We start from the raw sequence: 15,940 nt of genomic DNA on the forward strand, positions 1-15,940 counted from the left end.
GCCCGGCTTTTCAGTCGGGCGTTTTTCGTTGTGCGATCAATAGAATGGCGGGTCACGCCGCGCGGGCGACGACCTTGTTTCGTCCGGACGCCTTGGCTTCGTAAACGCCCTCATCCGCCCGTTTCAAAAGCGCTTCCGGGGTGTCGTCCACGCCCGTCGTGGCGGCGACGCCGACTGAGACTGTGATGTTCAGATGGGCGTTTCCTTCCATGACGCGGAAGGGCGCGGCGCCGACATCGCGCCTGATCCGCTCGGCGATCCTATGGGCGTCCTCCAGCGTCGTTCCAGGCATGACGACCACGAATTCCTCGCCGCCGAATCGGCAAGGCAGGTCCACGGCACGCACGTTCGTCGCCAGCCGCACTGAAAATTCCCGCAGGACCTCGTCTCCAGCGTCATGACCGAAGCCGTCGTTGACCGCCTTGAAGTGGTCGATGTCCAGCACAAGCACCGCCACAGGCTCGCCGCCGCGATTGGTGCGCGCCACCAGGGCCTGAAGCTGATTCGACATGTAGCGACGATTATGCAGGCCGGTCAGGGCGTCAGTGACGGCCATTTCCAGGCTGTGATCCAGCTTTTCGCGCAGGAAGTCGCCGTAGCGTTTACGCCGCACCTGGGTCCGCACGCGCGCCGACAGTTCTTCCGGATCGACCGGGCGGGTCAGAATGTCGCTGGCGCCAAGCTCAAGAGCTTTCAGCAGCCGGGGCCGGTCCTGGGAATCCACCAGGGCCAGGATCGGCAACCGGCGCGTAGGCTCCTTGGAACGGGCCTGAGCGATCAGGCGCAGACCATCAAATCCTTCGGACGTCACATTGACGATCATCAAATCAACGGGACCCCGCGCCGCCTCCAGCGCCGCTATCGGGTCAGCCTCGATCACAGGGCGATGCTCGACCGCCAGTTCCTGCGCCACCTTGGCGGCCTGCAAGGCATTGTCATCCACCACCAGAACCCGCCCGCCTGAGCCCTTCAACCGGGCCACACCGGCGGTGTCGACGCCGACGCGCCGCCCGCTTTCCTCGCGCTCGCGCAGTTCATCCATGACCATCTTCAAGCGGGTCAGGCTCTTGACGCGCGCCATCAGGATGACGTCGTCCAGCGGCTTGGTCAGAAAATCGTCGGCGCCGGCCTCAAGCCCCCGGATGCGGTCATGCCGCCCATCCAGCGCCGTCACCAGCACGACGGGAATATGCCGGGTCTTCGGCTCTTCCTTCAGACGGCGACAGGTCTCAAAACCATCCATGCCCGGCATCATGACGTCGAGCAGAATAAGATCGGGCTGTTCCGAGGTCGCCAGCGCGATTGCAGTCAGCCCGTCACCGCATGTCAGGGCGTCGTAATATTCAATGGTGAGCTTGGCTTCGAGCAGTCGGACATTGGTCTCGACATCGTCCACCACCAGGATGCGCGCGCTCATGACGCCCTAACCCAGATGCTTGCGGATCGTCTCGAGAAACGACACCACCGAAATGGGTTTGGAAATATAGGCCTCGCAACCACCCTGTCTGATCCGCTCCTCATCGCCCTTCATGGCAAAGGCTGTAACGGCGATGACCGGAATATGGTTCAGCTCTTCGTCGTCCTTGAGCCACTTGGTGACTTCCAGCCCCGATATCTCCGGCAGCTGGATGTCCATCAGGATCAGGTCGGGACGGTGCTGGCGTGCGATCGCGAGCGCCTGCAGCCCTTCGCGGGTCTGCAGGGTCTCGTAGCCCTGGGAATCAAGCAGATCATGAAAAAGCTTCATGTTCAGCTCGTTATCCTCGACGATGAGGATTTTCTTGGACATCCGCCACCCGGCTGTTTCGCCAATAAATCGCGCAGTTGCGCAGGGCTTTTCGCCTTCTTCGGATGCACTGTGACGCACGCAGTCTTAAGTTGAGGTGAAGCTGACGAACCGGAGTTCCATTTGGGCCTGAAGGCCATCTGCCGCGACTGCCTGTGGACCGCCGACCGCAAGGTCGAGCGGTGTTCTTCGTGCGCCTCGCGCCGGGTGATCGCTCACGATGAACTGGGCGACCTGACCATCGGCCATCTGGACTGCGACGCCTTCTACGCCTCGGTCGAGAAGCGCGACCGGCCGGAACTGCGCGACAAGCCGGTCATCATCGGCGGGGGCAAGCGCGGCGTGGTCTCGACCGCCTGCTACGTCGCCCGCCTGCACGGCGTCGGCTCGGCCATGCCCATGTACAAGGCGCTGAAGGCCTGCCCCGACGCCGTGGTCATCAAGCCCGACTTCCGCAAATACGTGACTGAGAGCCAGCGCATCGTCGGCGCGATCGAAAAGCTGACGCCCCTGGTTCAGACCCTGTCGCTGGACGAGGCCTGGATCGACCTGTCGGGCACAGAACGCCTCAACGGCGGCCCGCCCGCGTTTCAGCTGATCCGGCTGCAGAAATGGATCGAGGAAGAGACCGGGCTGACCGTCTCGATCGGCCTGGCCCCCAACCGCTTCCTGGCCAAGATCGCCTCCGAACTGGACAAGCCGCGCGGCTTCTCCGTCATCGGCGCGACTGAAGCGAAGGGCCTGCTGGCCTCGCGGCCGGTCAACATCCTGCCCGGCGTCGGCCCTGTGTTCGGCCGCACCCTGCGCTCCGACGGCTTCGCCACGGTCGGCGATCTGGCCGCCGCCGACGTCAAGGAACTGATCCGGCGCTATGGCGAGACGGGCCTGCGCCTCTACGACCTCAGCCACGCGCGCGACGCCCGCCCGGTGCGGCCCGACCACGACCGGCGCGGCATGAGCGCCGAGACCACCTTCAACGACGACCTGACCACGGCCGAGGCGCTGGAGGCCGAGCTCTGGCCCCTGTGCGAGAAGCTGGCGTCCAAGGCGCGGCGCGACGGCGTGGCCAGCCGGGTCGTGGTGCTGAAACTTCGCAAGGCCGACTTCAGAATCGTCACTCGCCGCATCACCCTGGCCGAGCCGGTGCAGACGGCGCGGGTGCTGTTTTCCGCCGGGCGCGACCTGCTCAAGCCGGAACTGGGCGAGCCCTATCGCCTGATCGGAATCGGTCTGGCCGAGATCGCCGAGGCCGGCGCCGCCCCCGCCGGCCTGTTCGCGACACCTGAGACCCGCGCCCTGAAGACCGAGACCGCCATAGACGCCCTGCGCGAGAAATTCGGCGCCGCCGCCGTGGTCGCGGGCCGCGCCCTCAAGAAGCCCGGATGACGCCGCCCGTCTGGCGCGCTACACCCCGCACAATCCCCTCAACGGAGTCTCCGACATGAGCATCCACGCCCGCATCGCCGAACTCGGCATCACCCTGCCCGAGCCAGCCAAGCCGGTCGCCAGCTACGTCTCCTATGTCCGCACCGGCAATCAGGTCCTGATCTCGGGCCAGCTGTCGAACGACGCAAACGGCGGGATCAAGGGCACCGTCGGCGTCGATGTGACCCCGGAGCAGGCCGCCGAGGCCGCCCGGCTGTGCGGCGTCAACCTGCTGGCCCAGATCAACGCCGCCGTCGACGGCGACCTGGATCGCGTCGTCCGCATCGTCAAACTGGGCGGCTTCGTCCAGGCTGGACCCGACTTCATCGCCATCCCCGCCGTCATCAACGGCTGCTCGGACCTGATGGTCGAAGTCTTCGGCGACGCGGGCAAGCACGCCCGCTCGGCCGTCGGCGTCTACAAGCTGCCGCTCGGCTTCGCCGTGGAAATCGACGCCATCATCGAGGTGAAGTGAGCTTCACGCTTCAGGTCCACGACGGGATCGCCGATATAGGCCGGGACGCGTGGGACGCCTGCGCGGCCCCGACCGGCGATCCCTTCGTCTGCTACGACTTCCTGCACGCCTGCGAGGCGTCCGGCAGCGCCGTCCCGTCCCAGGGTTGGGCGGCGCGCCACCTCTCATTGCATGACGAGGACGGCGCCGTGATCGGCGCCATGCCCCTCTATCTGAAGGGGCACAGCCAGGGCGAATACGTCTTCGACCACAGCTGGGCCGACGCCTACCAACGTGCTGGCGGCCGCTACTACCCCAAGCTGCTGGGCGCCGTGCCCTTTACGCCCGCGACGGGGCCGCGCTTCCTCAGCGCGCCCGGCACGGACGAAGCCACCGTGCGCGAGGCCCTGCTGCAAGGCGCGCTGACCCTGGTCGAGCGGCTGGGCGTCTCGTCCCTGCACGTCAACTTCCCGACCGAGCCTGAGTGGCGCGCCATGACCGAGGCGGGCCTGCTGCCGCGCCGCGACATCCAGTTCATCTGGCGCAACGATGGCTATCAGACCTTCGACGACTTTCTATCCGTCCTGTCGTCCAATCGGCGCAAGACCATCCGGCGCGAACGGCGCGAGGCGCAGGCCGGGCTCGACATCCGCGTCCTGACCGGCGCCGATCTGACCGAGGCCCGTTGGGACGCCTTTTTCGACTTCTACCTGGACACCGGCGACCGCAAATGGGGCCGGCCTTATCTGACGCGCGACTTCTTCGCCCGCGTCGGCGCGACCATGGCCGACCGTATCGCCCTGGTCATGGCCTTCAGGGACGAGACGCCCATCGCTGGGGCCCTGAACTTCATCGGCCGCGACGCCCTCTATGGCCGTCAGTGGGGCGCGCTGGAGGAGGTGCCATTTCTCCATTTCGAGCTCTGCTATTATCAGGCCATCGACTTCGCCATCGCGCACGGCCTGTCCCGCGTCGAGGCAGGGGCCCAGGGCGAGCACAAGATCGCGCGCGGCTACCTGCCCTCCCCCGTCTATTCCGCGCACTGGATCGCAGACCCTGCCCTGCGTGATCCGGTCGCCCGCTACCTCGACAACGAGCGCCCCGCGGTCGAGGCGGAAATGGCGGCGATGACGCTGGACCTGTCGCCTTATCGCGTGCCCGAATAGGTCCGGAACAGGCGGGAAACGCTCGGGCTCTGCCCCTGCGCCAACGCCAGGTCCGCTCGCCCCTCTTCTTCACGACCAAGGGAGATGAGAGCCAAACCGCGTCCATAGCGCGCGGGGGACATGACCGCCTGGCGACTGAGCGCATAGTCAAAGTCGGCAAGGGCCTCTTCATGCCGCCCCTGCTGAAGCCGCAGACGTCCCCGGCTGTCGGCGATGGCGCCCGACAGGGGCTGCGCCGCCAGACCAGCGTCGCACCAGGCCTCCGCCTGGTCCAGGCCGACGCCCGCCAAGGCCAGCATCCAGCAGCCCGCATTCAGCATGTCGGGATGATCCGGGTTCGACGCGATGAAGGCTTGGGCCATGGCGATGGCCGCGTCTGCATCGCCGGCGGCCGCCAGGCCGGCCACCATGGTCTGGGTCGCTGATTCAACTTCGCCCGGATCCCGCTTTTGCAGACCCTGCACCAGGACCGCGGCCTCCGCGCCGCGCTTCTGTTCCAGCAACCAGTCGATCCGCGATTCCACAATGGACACCTGGTCCGGCGCTTCGTTCAGCACCGCAACAGACAGGGTTTCCGCCTCTTCAGCGCGTCCGATGAGCCCCAGAAGACTGACCTTCTGCGCCTTGGTCAAAAGCTTGGCGTCGTCGCCTGCAGCCTTCAGCGCAGCATCCATGTCCGCGACCGCGCGATCCGGCAGGCCCGCGCCGAAGTAGGCAAACGCTCGTGCCTGCAACAGATTGACGTCGCCCGGGGTTACGCGCAGCAGGCGCGTATAGGCCAGGATGGCTTCCCGGGCGTCGCCCCTTCCCCTGGCCAGGCTCAGTCGCCCATAGGCCAGGCTCTCATTGGCGGGGTCGAGCGCTTCGGCCTGATCCAGGTCGGCTTCGGCGCCGTCGAAGTCCCCGCGCGTAATCCGAAGACCAGCCCGCGCAGCCCATACGGCCGACTGATCTGCCGTCGTCTCAATCGCACGGTCCGCCGCCCTTGCCGCTTCGTCGTAGAGACCCAGGGCCGACAGTTCGCGAACCCTGACCTCGAAGGCTGCTGCTCGCTTTGCGGCATCAGTTTCCAGCTCCTCCGCCGCCCAGGCGGCGCGATCGCCAGGCGTGGGTTCGTAGACGCCGTTCACCGAGATCGTCGCCTGCTTCGCGAAACGCGGATCAACAGTCAGGCGGGCCTTCTCATAGGCTTCGTGCGGGATCTCGTAGGCGGCCGCCGAGGCGGTAGCGTACCCCGTCATGCGCGCGCCCTCGATCGATGCCTGGCGACTGAACCGTAGTCCGATGGCGTCAAAGGTCAGCTGCCCGCCATAGACACTGTAACTCATGCCTTCCGGCAGGCGATACTCAACCCTTCCGGCCGAGGCGGTGGGATAGTCGGTGACGTGGGGGACATCGGGCAGAACCAGACCGGTGCGCTTGTTCAGAGCCGGCGCGTTGAAACGCAGATAGGCGGGCGTGACCACGCCGTAACCGAGCAGCTCGGGGATCTTGCCAGTGACGGTGATGACATAGGCGGCCTCAGCCTCGTCATAGGCGGCGCTCACGACCGCCTCTTTCATTTTCTCGTCCAGCGTCTCACGCAGGGTATCCAGCCGTCGCTGGCGCGCCGCAGGCCCCATGCCCTGCATGGTCGCCGCAGCCTGCCTTCCCGCCTCGCCTCGCATGATGGTCTTCATGGTCAGTACGGCGGGCGCGAACAGCCCGGCCGAAGCGTCCACCATCTCCACCACCTCGTTAACGGGGGTGGATTGAGGCAGCGGGGGGATGACGTCCAGCCCGTCCGCACCCGGCGTAAGGACCAGCGCGTTGCGATAGGGTGCAAAGGCCGTCCGTTCCAGCACCCGATCCCCCGCGCGCGTGCCATCCAGCCAATATTCTTCGCCTTCCAGCTGGGTTCGAACCAGAACATGGTCGAAGGCATGCAGACGGGGCAGGCCTTCCTCCAGACCGTCGCCGTCGGTCGTCGTCACCAGAGCAGCGTCGGCCTGGATGCCGAGGCCGCGCAGCAGGGCCATCAGCAAAGCCGTCTTGCCCTTGCAATCGCCCTGACGCAGCCGCCAGACTTCATCAGCATTCGTCGGAACCCAGCCGCCCTCCCCCATGAGGACCGCAAGATACCGCACCTGGTCCTGCACCAGCCGCAGCGCCGCGAGAGCCTGATCGCGCTGGGTCCCGTGAGCCGCCTTGATACGGGCGATCTCGGCCCACAGTGGGGAACCGTCAGACAAAGTGGCCGCTCGATCGTAGTGCGGCGTCATCAAAGCCGCCAAATCGCCCCACCCCCCATAGGTGGACAGCTCCAGCTCGCGAGCGCTGAAGAAGCGAGCCGGCGCGTCGGTCGGGACGAAATAGGGCTCGACGTTCGTCATATCGACCACGATCTCTTCAAACCCCCCGCGGCGACGCGGCGCCGGGACGGTCCACCCCGGCGCGGACTTGACCTGCATGTTCCAGGCTTCTGGCCAGGAAGCGGTCACCCGCAGCTGTTCGACCGGCGTGTTGAGGGCTGCGCTGATCAGGGTTTCAGGGCGCGCGCCTGCAACCGGCTCTTTCCGACTGACGGTGAAGGCGACATCCAGTTCATCGCCTACGCGCAGATCCGCCGGATGAAGCGCTGCAGTCAGCAGTCCCAGCACCATCGAGTTCTCGAAGCCGCTTTCACGGCGCAGGACTTCAAAAGGCTGGGTGTCCAGCACCTCGATCACCACGCCCTGGCGAATGACGCGGACATGATGGACCGTCAGGTCTTCGTGGTCGGCGGACCAGTCCAGCGCGATCACCCCGCCGTCGCCCAGGCCCTGCGGCGAGGTCATCAGAATACGATAGCGCACATAGGAATGACGCAGGCCCTCCTCGAAACGAGTCTGAGCGTCATACAGACGATAGCGATAGCCGATCTCCGTCTCCTCGACGGCCCGAGGCGCATCGATCTCGGCCGAACGAATCCAACCCGCCGTCGGCGCCACGACCACCTGATCGCCAGCCCACGCCGAAGAGGCCGCCAGAAGCGCGGCAGCCGAAACCATCATACGGAAAAACAAGGCGGATCCCCCCGGATCGAAACGATAGTCGTCCTCGTGTAGCATGGGTCAACCAAAGCGCCATGGGTCCAACAAGCGAAACGCCAGAACTTGTGCAGGACAGATTGGCGCGGATTGGAACTCTCGACAGAGCGATGCGCTTGGGAGGTGAGTCTCCTCCTCACATCAGGAATCACCATGACCGATCAACGTATCGAAGGCGTCGCAACCGAACTTCAGGGCAAGACCCAGAACGGCCTCGGCCGCCTGACCGGCGACAGCAAGCTGCAGGTCGAAGGCAAGCTGAATGAGGTCAAGGGCAAGGCGCTGGACGCCTATGGCCGGGTCATCGACGGCCTGGACGGCATGGTCGAAAAGGCCCCGGCCGACCTGCGGGACCCTGCGCGCAAGGGTCTGGATTTCGCTCGTCGCAAACCCCTGCTGACCACCGGCATCCTCGCCGGGGCGGCCGTGCTGCTGAGCAGCCTGGGCCGTCGCCGCTAAGGCAAGCCTGCAACACAGACAAAAAAGGCCCGGGCGTTATGCCCGGGCCTTTCTTTTGGAGCCTGATCGAAGTCAGGCCGTTTCTTCTTCCTCTTCCTTCACCGCCGCGCCCTTGGTCGGGGTGATGTCGAAGGCGATCTTGCCGTCCTTCAGCTCGACCTTGACGTGTCCGCCGCGCGTCAGGCGGCCGAACAGGATGTCGTCGGCCAGCGGCTTCTTGATGTGTTCCTGAATGACGCGGGCCAGAGGCCGTGCGCCATACAGCTCGTCGAAGCCGTTCTTGGCCAGCCAGTCGGTGGCTTCGTCGGTCAGTTCGATGGTGATGTTGCGGTCCGCCAGTTGGGCGTCCAGCTGCATCATGAACTTGCCGACCACCGAGCGGATCGTCTCGGCGCCCAGGGGCTTGAAGGCCACGATGGCGTCCAGGCGGTTGCGGAACTCCGGCGCGAACAGGCGCTGGATGGCCTTGTCGTCCTCGCCCTCGACCTTGCCCCGGCCAAAGCCGATGGAGGCGCGGGCGTTGTCGGCGGCCCCGGCGTTGGTGGTCATGATCAGGATGACGTTCCTGAAATCGACCTTCTTGCCGATGGCGTCGGTCAGGACGCCGTTGTCCATCACCTGCAACAGGATGTTGTAGACGTCAGGGTGGGCCTTCTCGATCTCATCCAGCAGGACCACCGAATGCGGGTGCTGATCGACAGCGTCGGTCAGCAGGCCGCCCTGGTCATGGCCGACATAGCCCGGAGGCGCGCCGATCAGGCGGCTGACCGTGTGGCGCTCCATGTATTCCGACATGTCGAAGCGCTGCATCTCGATGCCAAGCGTGGCGGCCAGTTGCTTGGCCACCTCGGTCTTGCCGACGCCGGTGGGGCCGCTGAACAGGAAGGCGCCGATGGGCTTGTTCGGATCGCGCAGACCCGCCCGCGCCAGCTTCATCGCCGAGGAGACCTGATCGATGGCCTGTTCCTGACCATAGACCGTCCGCTTCAGATCGGCCTCCAGCTCGCGCAGGGATTCCGTGTCCGACTTGGACACCGACTTCGGCGGGATGCGGGCCATCTTGGCGATGACGGCCTCGACCTCCTTCTGGCCGATGACCTTCTTGCGCCTGGATTCCGGCAGCAGCATCTGCGACGCCCCCGCCTCGTCGATCACGTCGATGGCCTTGTCCGGCAGCTTGCGGTCGGTGATGTAGCGGGCCGACAGATCGACGGCCGTGCGGATGGCGGCGTCGGTGTAGCGCAGCTTGTGGTGGGTCTCGTAGGTCGTCTTCAGACCCTTGAGGATTTTCACCGTGTCATCGACCGTCGGCTCGTTCACGTCGATCTTCTGGAAGCGACGCACCAGGGCGCGGTCCTTCTCGAAGTGCTGGCGATATTCCTTGTAGGTTGTCGAACCCATGCAGCGCAGGCTGCCCGAAGCCAGAGCCGGCTTCAGCAGGTTGGAAGCGTCCATAGCTCCACCCGAGGTGGCGCCGGCGCCGATCACCGTATGGATTTCGTCGATGAACAGGACCGCATTCTCGTGCGTCTCCAGTTCCTTGACCACCTGTTTCAGACGCTCCTCGAAGTCGCCGCGATAGCGGGTGCCGGCCAGCAGCGCCCCCATGTCGAGCGAATAGATGGTGGCGTCCTTCAGAACCTCGGGCACCTCGCCGTTGACGATCTTGCGCGCCAGGCCCTCGGCGATGGCCGTCTTGCCGACGCCGGGATCGCCGACCAGCAGAGGATTGTTCTTGGTCCGACGGCACAGGATCTGGATCGAGCGTTCAACCTCGGCGTGGCGGCCGATCAGGGGGTCGATCTTACCCTTGCGGGCCTTCTCGTTCAGGTCGACGCAATAGGCCTCCAGGGCCTCTCCGCCCGATTTGACGGCGGCGGCGTCCTCGGCCTCCTCGGGCGAACCCTTGGCCGGTCGGGTCTCGGTCGCGCCCGGCTTCTTGGCGATGCCGTGGGCGATGAAGTTGACCGCGTCATAGCGCGTCATGTCCTGCTCTTGCAGGAAATAGGCGGCGTGGCTCTCGCGTTCCGAGAAGATGGCGACCAGGACATTGGCCCCCGTCACCTCTTCGCGGCCCGACGACTGGACATGGATGACCGCGCGCTGGATCACCCGCTGGAAGCCCGCCGTGGGCTTGGCGTCGTCGCCGTCGGCCGTGGCCAGGGCGGCCAGGTCGTTGTCGACATAGAGGGTCAGCGCGCTCTTCAGTGCGCCGAGATCGACGTTGCAGGCCGCCATGACCGCCGACGCATCCGTATCGTCGATCAGGGCCAGCAGCAGGTGTTCCAGCGTGGCGTACTCGTGCCGACGCTCGTTCGCATAGCTGACCGCGCGGTGCAGGGTCTCTTCGAGAGGACGAGAAAAGGAGGGCATGGGAGGATCCTCTCAGTCTTTTTCCATCGTGCATTGCAGAGGATGCTGGTGACGGCGCGCCGTCTCGACCACCTGGGCGACCTTGGTTTCGGCCACTTCGTAGGTGAAGACGCCGCAGACCCCGACGCCATGCTGGTGCACGTGCAGCATGATGCGGGTCGCGTCTTCGCGGCTCTTCTGGAAGAACCGCTCCAGCACATAGATGACGAACTCCATAGGCGTGTAGTCGTCATTCAGGATCAGCACTCGATAAAGCGAGGGCCGCTGAAGCTTCGGCTTTGTCTCGGTGACGACGGCGGCGCCTGCGCCTCCGCCTTGTTCACCTGGCCGTCTCGTAGGCATTCGTTGTCCGTCTTCGGGGGGAGTCGATAGCTCAGATAGGTGATGATGGCCTGATTTGTAGGGGCGTCCAGTCACAGGGTGCGTGAGCAGCCCAGCTAACCAAAGATTCTCGGGACATCGACGAGCCGGGATCGCACCAATGAGCCTCGAACTCGCCTCGATGGACGCCCCCATGACCCTGATCGCTGGACTTATCGCCGCACTGGCTCTGGCGCAGACCCCTGCCGCTGCGCCCGTCATCCCGGACGAGGCGAAGCTGATGCCGATCATCGCCGAGCGCGACACAATTCTGTTCGGCACCATGTTCGACCGCTGCGATCCGGCGGTCCTGGCTGATCTGGTGACAGACGATCTGGAATTCTACCACGACCGAGGCGGGCTGACGGCGACACGGGCCGTCTTCGTCGCCGACTACGCCAAGGGCTGCGAAGCGCGAAAAGCCCCCGACGCCTGGCGTTCACGCCGCGAACTCGTGCCCGGCTCGATGCGCGTCTTCGCCATCCCCGGCGTCGGCGCCGTCGAGGAGGCCAGTCATCTCTTCTATGAGCGTCAGGGCGACGGGCCGGAAACCCTGGTCGGTCGCGCCCGCTTCTCCATGCTGTGGCGGCTGGAAGACGGCCATTGGCGGTTGGCCCGCGCCTTCAGCATCGACCACGCGCCCGCATCCGACGCTGCGCACTGAGGACGCAAAAAGGCCCCGGCGTTTCCGCCGGGGCCTGATTGTACGCCTACTGAAACTCGTCAGGCCTAGCGGGAGGCCTGGAAGCTCTCGACGGTCGCGGTGACGCGCTCGTTGATCGGCTTGAAGCTGTCCTTCACCGAGGCGGTGAGGATCTCGGTCGTCTTGCCGAACTGGGCCAGATAAGCCTCGGCGGCCGACTTGGCCCACGAGGTCTGCAGTTCCACCAGTTCCTGGACCGAGCGCGCCTGGCTCAGCGACTGAGCGGCGGCGACGCCGTCTTCCCAGCTCTTTTTGGAGAAGGCGAGCGTCTCTTGCGACAGGGCCTCGGCGCCCTTCTGGGCGGCGGCGGCCGACTCGACCACGGCCTCGAGGTTCTTCTTGCCGTGAGCGTTCAGTTGGGTCAGCGAAGCGACGGACTTGTCCACGCCTTCGCGGAAGGCCTTGGCGCCAGCGGCCTGAATGTTCTCTGCCTGGGCCTGAACCTTGGCGGTGGTCTGTTCGGCGGTCTTCTTAACAGTCTCGGCGGCGTCAGCCATTGGGACTCTCCTGAAGCGAAAAAGGATCTCGCGGCGAACGGCGTCCATCGCGACAAGGGTCATATGGTGCAAGTGCGAAATGACTTCAAGTGAAAATTGTGCAACGCAACATATGATCGCTGTTCACCCCGCTCCATCTGTCCCGATCACAACTCCGTTGACAGCTTGTTAACCCTCTCGAAACCCGCTGCTCCGATGTTAGCCTTTGTAATGCGCGGGGATCAGGGTCGTCTTCGCGCCACAGTGACGAGGCTAGTAGATTGACCATGAACGCTGCATTCCGCCGTCGCTTCCTGGCCGCCCTTGTTCTGGGCGGCGTGGTTCTTACGCCCGCCCTCGGCGCACCGCCGCCAGTCGCCCAGTCCTCCGACAACTCGCGCTACGCCTCGATCGTGGTCGACGCCGCCTCCGGGGAGGTGCTGTTCTCGCGCTTCGCCGACGCCCGGCGCTATCCTGCCTCGATCACCAAGGTCATGACGCTTTATCTGACCTTTGAGGCGCTGGAAGCTGGCAAGATCAAGCTGACGGATAATCTGACCGTTTCACCCCGCGCCGCTTCGCAGCCGCCGTCCAAGCTGGGCCTCGCCGCCGGCCAGTCCATCAGCCTCGAAGACGCCATGAAGGCCACCGCAGTACGCAGCGCCAACGACATGGCCGTAGTGCTGGCCGAGCACATCGGCGGCTCCGAGGCTCAGTTCACCGCCCGCATGACGGCCAAGGCCCGGGAACTGGGCATGGACCACACCCGCTTCACCACCGCCAACGGCCTGCCCGACACGCGCCAGGCGACGACCGCCCGCGATCTGTCGATCCTCAGCCGCGCGGTGATGCGGGACTACCCGCAATATTACCGCTACCTTGGTCTGCACGACTGGTACTTCAACGGTCGAGACTACCGGAACACCAATGGCCTGCTGGCCACCGGCCGGGGCTACGACGGCATCAAGACCGGCTTTACCAACGCCTCTGGCTATAACCTCGCCGCCTCCTCGGTTCGGGACGGCAAGCGGATCATCACCATCGTCATGGGCGGTCGCTCGACCAAGAGCCGCAACGACCACGTCGCCGAGTTGATGGACACCGGCTTCGAGGTCCAGCGCCGCCGCGGCCAGGGTGAACGCATCCAGGTGGCGCAGACCTTCTTCGAGCAACGCGGCTACGGCATCAGCGCCGATCCCAGCCCCCCGGTCGAATACGCATCCGCTGCGGATGAGGATGGCGAGGCTCAGGGCCCGACTGCGGTGGCCTATGTCGCCGGCCCGCCCCCCGCCAGCCTTCCGACCGAGGTGACCCCGCCGCCATCCGCTCGCGCGGCCGCAAGCACGCCCCGCGCCACGGCGCCGGTGCAGCGCGCCGAGGCTCCTCGCACGCCGGAAAGCCTGACCGCCTCACTGAATGGCGGCACGGCGACGACCGCCGCGCGGCGAGCAAGCTCAACCGCCGCACCTGTGCGCGCATCGACGCGCGAGACGGCCCGTCAATCCGCAGGCCGCTGGACCGTTCAGGTCGGCGCCTTCCGCGACGAAGCCGTGGCCCGCAACTGGCTGAACGACGTCAGCCGCCGCTTCCGGGCCCAATTCTCGGATGCGCAACGTGACGTCCAGAACGCCGATGGCTGGTATCGATCGCGCTTCACCGGCATGACTGAAGCCGCGGCCGAGGCCGCATGCCAGGCGCTGGGCGAGCGCCGCGTCACCTGCATGATCGTTCGCCCGAGCTAGTCGGCCCCCTGATCATTGTTCCAACTGCCCTCGGCCAGACGCCGGGCGTAGTTGGACACGTCGGCCGGCCAGGTTTCGACCGAGGCGTCAAAGGCGTGCTTGCTCCCCGCGAACATGGCGCGGGTCGCCTCTTCGTAGCCCGGCCTGTTCCCGGCTGCGGCGGTCATAAACCGATAGGCCGCCTCCCGACTTCGACGCACCTGATCGGGGCCGTCGGCGACGCGCAGAGCGTTCTCGACCAGCTTCCTCAGCGCCACCGATGCGCCGCCAGGCTGCGCCGCCAGCCAGGCCCAATGTCTTGGCAGCAGGGTGACCTCTCGGGCCGTCACACCCAGCCTGGGGCGTCCCGGCCCGCGCTTTGGCACCGTCTCTGACGGCAGCCGCGCCAGAACATCGCCCGGATCGCCACGCAGATCGAATTCGACGATACGAGCGTCGGCGTCGTCGAAAACCAGCACCGCTTCGCCGGCGTCATGTGCAGCCTTGACCGCCGCCACGACCCGGGACGGCGCGCCCGAAGCGAGCACGCGATCGCCAGAAAAAGCGGTGCAACTCTCTGTCAGCATCATCGTCTCCTTAACAGGCCACGAGGATTTATCCGGATGGAAAAACGCGTCAATATTATCCGGGCTTATTTTAGCGTGCGCGTTCGCCTTCGCCAAAGAGCGAGGCCGCGATCCAGCTGACCACGCCCGTCACAACAGCCGCGCCGATCCCGGCCCATAAACCGTCCACCGCGAAGCCTCCCAGGAACCAGGCGGTCAGACCGATCATCGCCGCGTTCACGACCAGCAGGAACAGGCCCAGGGTGACGATCGTCAGCGGCAGCGTCAGGACCACCATGATCGGCCGCACGATAGCGTTGACCAACCCCAGGATCACCGCCGCCGCGACCAAGGACCCGGTAGAGGTGAAGTCCACCCCGGGCACGACCCGGGCCGACAGCCAAAGACCCAGGGCGGTGACGATGGCCTGAACGATGAAACGCAGCATGGAAGGGCATCTCCGATGAACCTTGACCATATAGCGCATCAGATCGCGTTTCGCTCCCGTGCGAAATCCGCCCTGCCCTGCTAGCCTTGCGCCGACACCTTTGACGGAGCCTCCCCATGAGCCTTCATGGCGCCTACGACCCCGACAACATCTTCGCCAGGATCCTGCGCGGCGAGATCCCCTGCGTGAAGGTGTGGGAAGACGATGACGTCCTGGCCTTCATGGACGTCTTTCCCCAGTCCGACGGTCATGTGCTGGTCGTGTCCAAGACCTCCCAGGCGCGCAACCTGTTGGAGATCGAACCCCAAGCCCTCGTCAAGCTGACCGCCGCCGTCCAGCGCACGGCCCGCGCCGTCGAAAAGGCGTTGAAGCCCGAAGGGTTGAGCCTGATGCAGTTCAACGGCGAGGCTGGCGGCCAGACCGTCTTCCACCTGCATTTCCATATCATCCCGCGCTGGGCCGACCGCGCCATGAAGGGCCACGGCCACGCGCCCATGGCCGACGCGGACCAGCTCAATGCCCTGGCCGCCCGGATCGCCGCCGAACTGGAGTGATCAGAGCGGCCCCTTGAAGATGAAGAAGGCCCCGCCTGCGATGAGGGAGAAGCCGACCAGGTGATTCAGGGTCAGCTTCTCGCCCAGATAGAGCACCGAGAAGACGGCGAAGATCACAAGGGTGATCACCTCCTGCATGGTCTTCAGCTCGGCCGCCGAATAGACCTGATGGCCGATACGATTGGCGGGTACAGCCAGGCAGTATTCGAAGAAGGCGATTCCCCAGCTCAGGATCACCACGATCCACAAGGGCTTAGATCCAAATTTCAGGTGGCCGTACCAGGCGAACGTCATGAAGACGTTGGACAAGGCCAGCAAAATGATCGGCGTGAGGTAGGGCGTCATCGGCATGTGCGGACTGTGCTTGCGTCCGAGAGATTC

16 protein-coding genes are annotated in these 15,940 nt (G+C 65.4%); 7 read left to right on the forward strand and 9 right to left on the reverse strand.

The annotated features are described in order from the left end of the window. Positions 1-52: 52 nt before the first annotated feature. Together ACOZBP_RS04675 and ACOZBP_RS04680 are read right to left on the reverse strand one after the other, a co-directional pair. Complete coding sequence (locus tag ACOZBP_RS04675) at positions 53-1,417, reverse strand: PleD family two-component system response regulator (protein WP_422675238.1); 1,365 nt, start codon at positions 1,415-1,417, stop codon at positions 53-55. A gap of 6 nt (positions 1,418-1,423) precedes the next feature. Continuing rightward, the gene (locus tag ACOZBP_RS04680; protein WP_422675239.1) at positions 1,424-1,789 is read right to left on the reverse strand and encodes a response regulator; all 366 of its coding nucleotides are present in this window, start codon (positions 1,787-1,789) and stop codon (positions 1,424-1,426) included. Between the two features lie 126 nt (positions 1,790-1,915). Here ACOZBP_RS04680 and ACOZBP_RS04685 point away from each other — a divergent pair, with 126 nt between their 5' ends. The 3 genes from ACOZBP_RS04685 to ACOZBP_RS04695 are packed head-to-tail and all read left to right on the forward strand — an operon-like array spanning position 1,916 to position 4,831. Further along, positions 1,916-3,172 carry a DNA polymerase IV gene (locus ACOZBP_RS04685; RefSeq protein ID WP_422675488.1) on the forward strand — a complete coding sequence of 419 codons (1,257 nt, stop codon included), beginning with the start codon at positions 1,916-1,918 and terminating at the stop codon, positions 3,170-3,172. A 55-nt stretch (positions 3,173-3,227) separates the two neighbouring features. Beyond that, on the forward strand, positions 3,228-3,686 hold the full coding sequence (locus ACOZBP_RS04690) for a RidA family protein (RefSeq protein ID WP_422675240.1): 459 nt from the start codon (positions 3,228-3,230) through the stop codon (positions 3,684-3,686). Then, on the forward strand, positions 3,683-4,831 hold the full coding sequence (locus ACOZBP_RS04695) for a GNAT family N-acetyltransferase (RefSeq protein ID WP_422675241.1): 1,149 nt from the start codon (positions 3,683-3,685) through the stop codon (positions 4,829-4,831). Before ACOZBP_RS04690 ends, ACOZBP_RS04695 begins: the two co-directional genes overlap by 4 nt. On the opposite strand, the gene ACOZBP_RS04700 is transcribed toward ACOZBP_RS04695, so the two are convergent. Continuing rightward, a complete protein-coding gene (locus ACOZBP_RS04700) occupies positions 4,813-7,875 on the reverse strand; it encodes a DUF3857 domain-containing protein (RefSeq protein WP_422675242.1) in 3,063 nt (1,020 codons plus the stop codon). The two genes, ACOZBP_RS04695 and ACOZBP_RS04700, sit on opposite strands and share 19 nt — an antisense overlap. Positions 7,876-8,052: 177 nt before the next feature. Here ACOZBP_RS04700 and ACOZBP_RS04705 point away from each other — a divergent pair, with 177 nt between their 5' ends. Then, positions 8,053-8,358 (forward strand): CsbD family protein, encoded by a 306-nt coding sequence (locus ACOZBP_RS04705; protein ID WP_422675243.1) that lies wholly within the window; start codon positions 8,053-8,055, stop codon positions 8,356-8,358. Positions 8,359-8,430: 72 nt separating this feature from the next. Here ACOZBP_RS04705 and clpA read toward each other — a convergent pair whose 3' ends face one another. Together clpA and clpS are read right to left on the reverse strand one after the other, a co-directional pair. Beyond that, a complete protein-coding gene (gene clpA / locus ACOZBP_RS04710) occupies positions 8,431-10,731 on the reverse strand; it encodes an ATP-dependent Clp protease ATP-binding subunit ClpA (protein ID WP_422675244.1) in 2,301 nt (766 codons plus the stop codon). A gap of 12 nt (positions 10,732-10,743) precedes the next feature. Then, positions 10,744-11,073: an ATP-dependent Clp protease adapter ClpS gene (gene clpS, locus ACOZBP_RS04715; RefSeq protein ID WP_105564763.1), complete on the reverse strand. Its 330-nt coding sequence runs from the start codon at positions 11,071-11,073 to the stop codon at positions 10,744-10,746. A gap of 139 nt (positions 11,074-11,212) precedes the next feature. Here clpS and ACOZBP_RS04720 point away from each other — a divergent pair, with 139 nt between their 5' ends. After that, positions 11,213-11,755, forward strand: coding sequence for a nuclear transport factor 2 family protein (locus tag ACOZBP_RS04720; RefSeq protein ID WP_422675245.1), 543 nt, complete (start codon positions 11,213-11,215; stop codon positions 11,753-11,755). A 65-nt stretch (positions 11,756-11,820) separates the two neighbouring features. Here ACOZBP_RS04720 and ACOZBP_RS04725 read toward each other — a convergent pair whose 3' ends face one another. Then, entirely contained in the window at positions 11,821-12,291 is a 471-nt protein-coding gene (locus tag ACOZBP_RS04725; RefSeq protein WP_422675246.1) for a phasin family protein, read from the reverse strand. Between the two features lie 266 nt (positions 12,292-12,557). Here ACOZBP_RS04725 and ACOZBP_RS04730 point away from each other — a divergent pair, with 266 nt between their 5' ends. Then, positions 12,558-14,012: a serine hydrolase gene (locus ACOZBP_RS04730; RefSeq protein ID WP_422675247.1), complete on the forward strand. Its 1,455-nt coding sequence runs from the start codon at positions 12,558-12,560 to the stop codon at positions 14,010-14,012. On the opposite strand, the gene ACOZBP_RS04735 is transcribed toward ACOZBP_RS04730, so the two are convergent. Both ACOZBP_RS04735 and ACOZBP_RS04740 read right to left on the reverse strand, forming a co-directional pair. Next, positions 14,009-14,578, reverse strand: a complete 570-nt coding sequence (locus ACOZBP_RS04735; protein WP_422675248.1) for a DUF2239 family protein — start codon at positions 14,576-14,578, stop codon at positions 14,009-14,011. The genes ACOZBP_RS04730 and ACOZBP_RS04735 overlap by 4 nt on opposite strands. A gap of 70 nt (positions 14,579-14,648) precedes the next feature. Further along, a complete protein-coding gene (locus tag ACOZBP_RS04740; RefSeq protein WP_422675249.1) occupies positions 14,649-15,005 on the reverse strand; it encodes a phage holin family protein in 357 nt (118 codons plus the stop codon). A 116-nt stretch (positions 15,006-15,121) separates the two neighbouring features. Here ACOZBP_RS04740 and ACOZBP_RS04745 point away from each other — a divergent pair, with 116 nt between their 5' ends. Next, a complete protein-coding gene (locus ACOZBP_RS04745; RefSeq protein WP_422675250.1) occupies positions 15,122-15,559 on the forward strand; it encodes an HIT family protein in 438 nt (145 codons plus the stop codon). On the opposite strand, the gene ACOZBP_RS04750 is transcribed toward ACOZBP_RS04745, so the two are convergent. After that, the gene (locus ACOZBP_RS04750) at positions 15,560-15,910 is read right to left on the reverse strand and encodes a DMT family protein (RefSeq protein WP_422675251.1); all 351 of its coding nucleotides are present in this window, start codon (positions 15,908-15,910) and stop codon (positions 15,560-15,562) included. It abuts the gene before it with no gap. Between the last annotated feature and the right edge of the window lie 30 nt (positions 15,911-15,940).

Origin of the sequence: Brevundimonas sp. NPDC058933 (genome assembly GCF_049315965.1) — a bacterium.
Taxonomy (GTDB): domain Bacteria; phylum Pseudomonadota; class Alphaproteobacteria; order Caulobacterales; family Caulobacteraceae; genus Brevundimonas.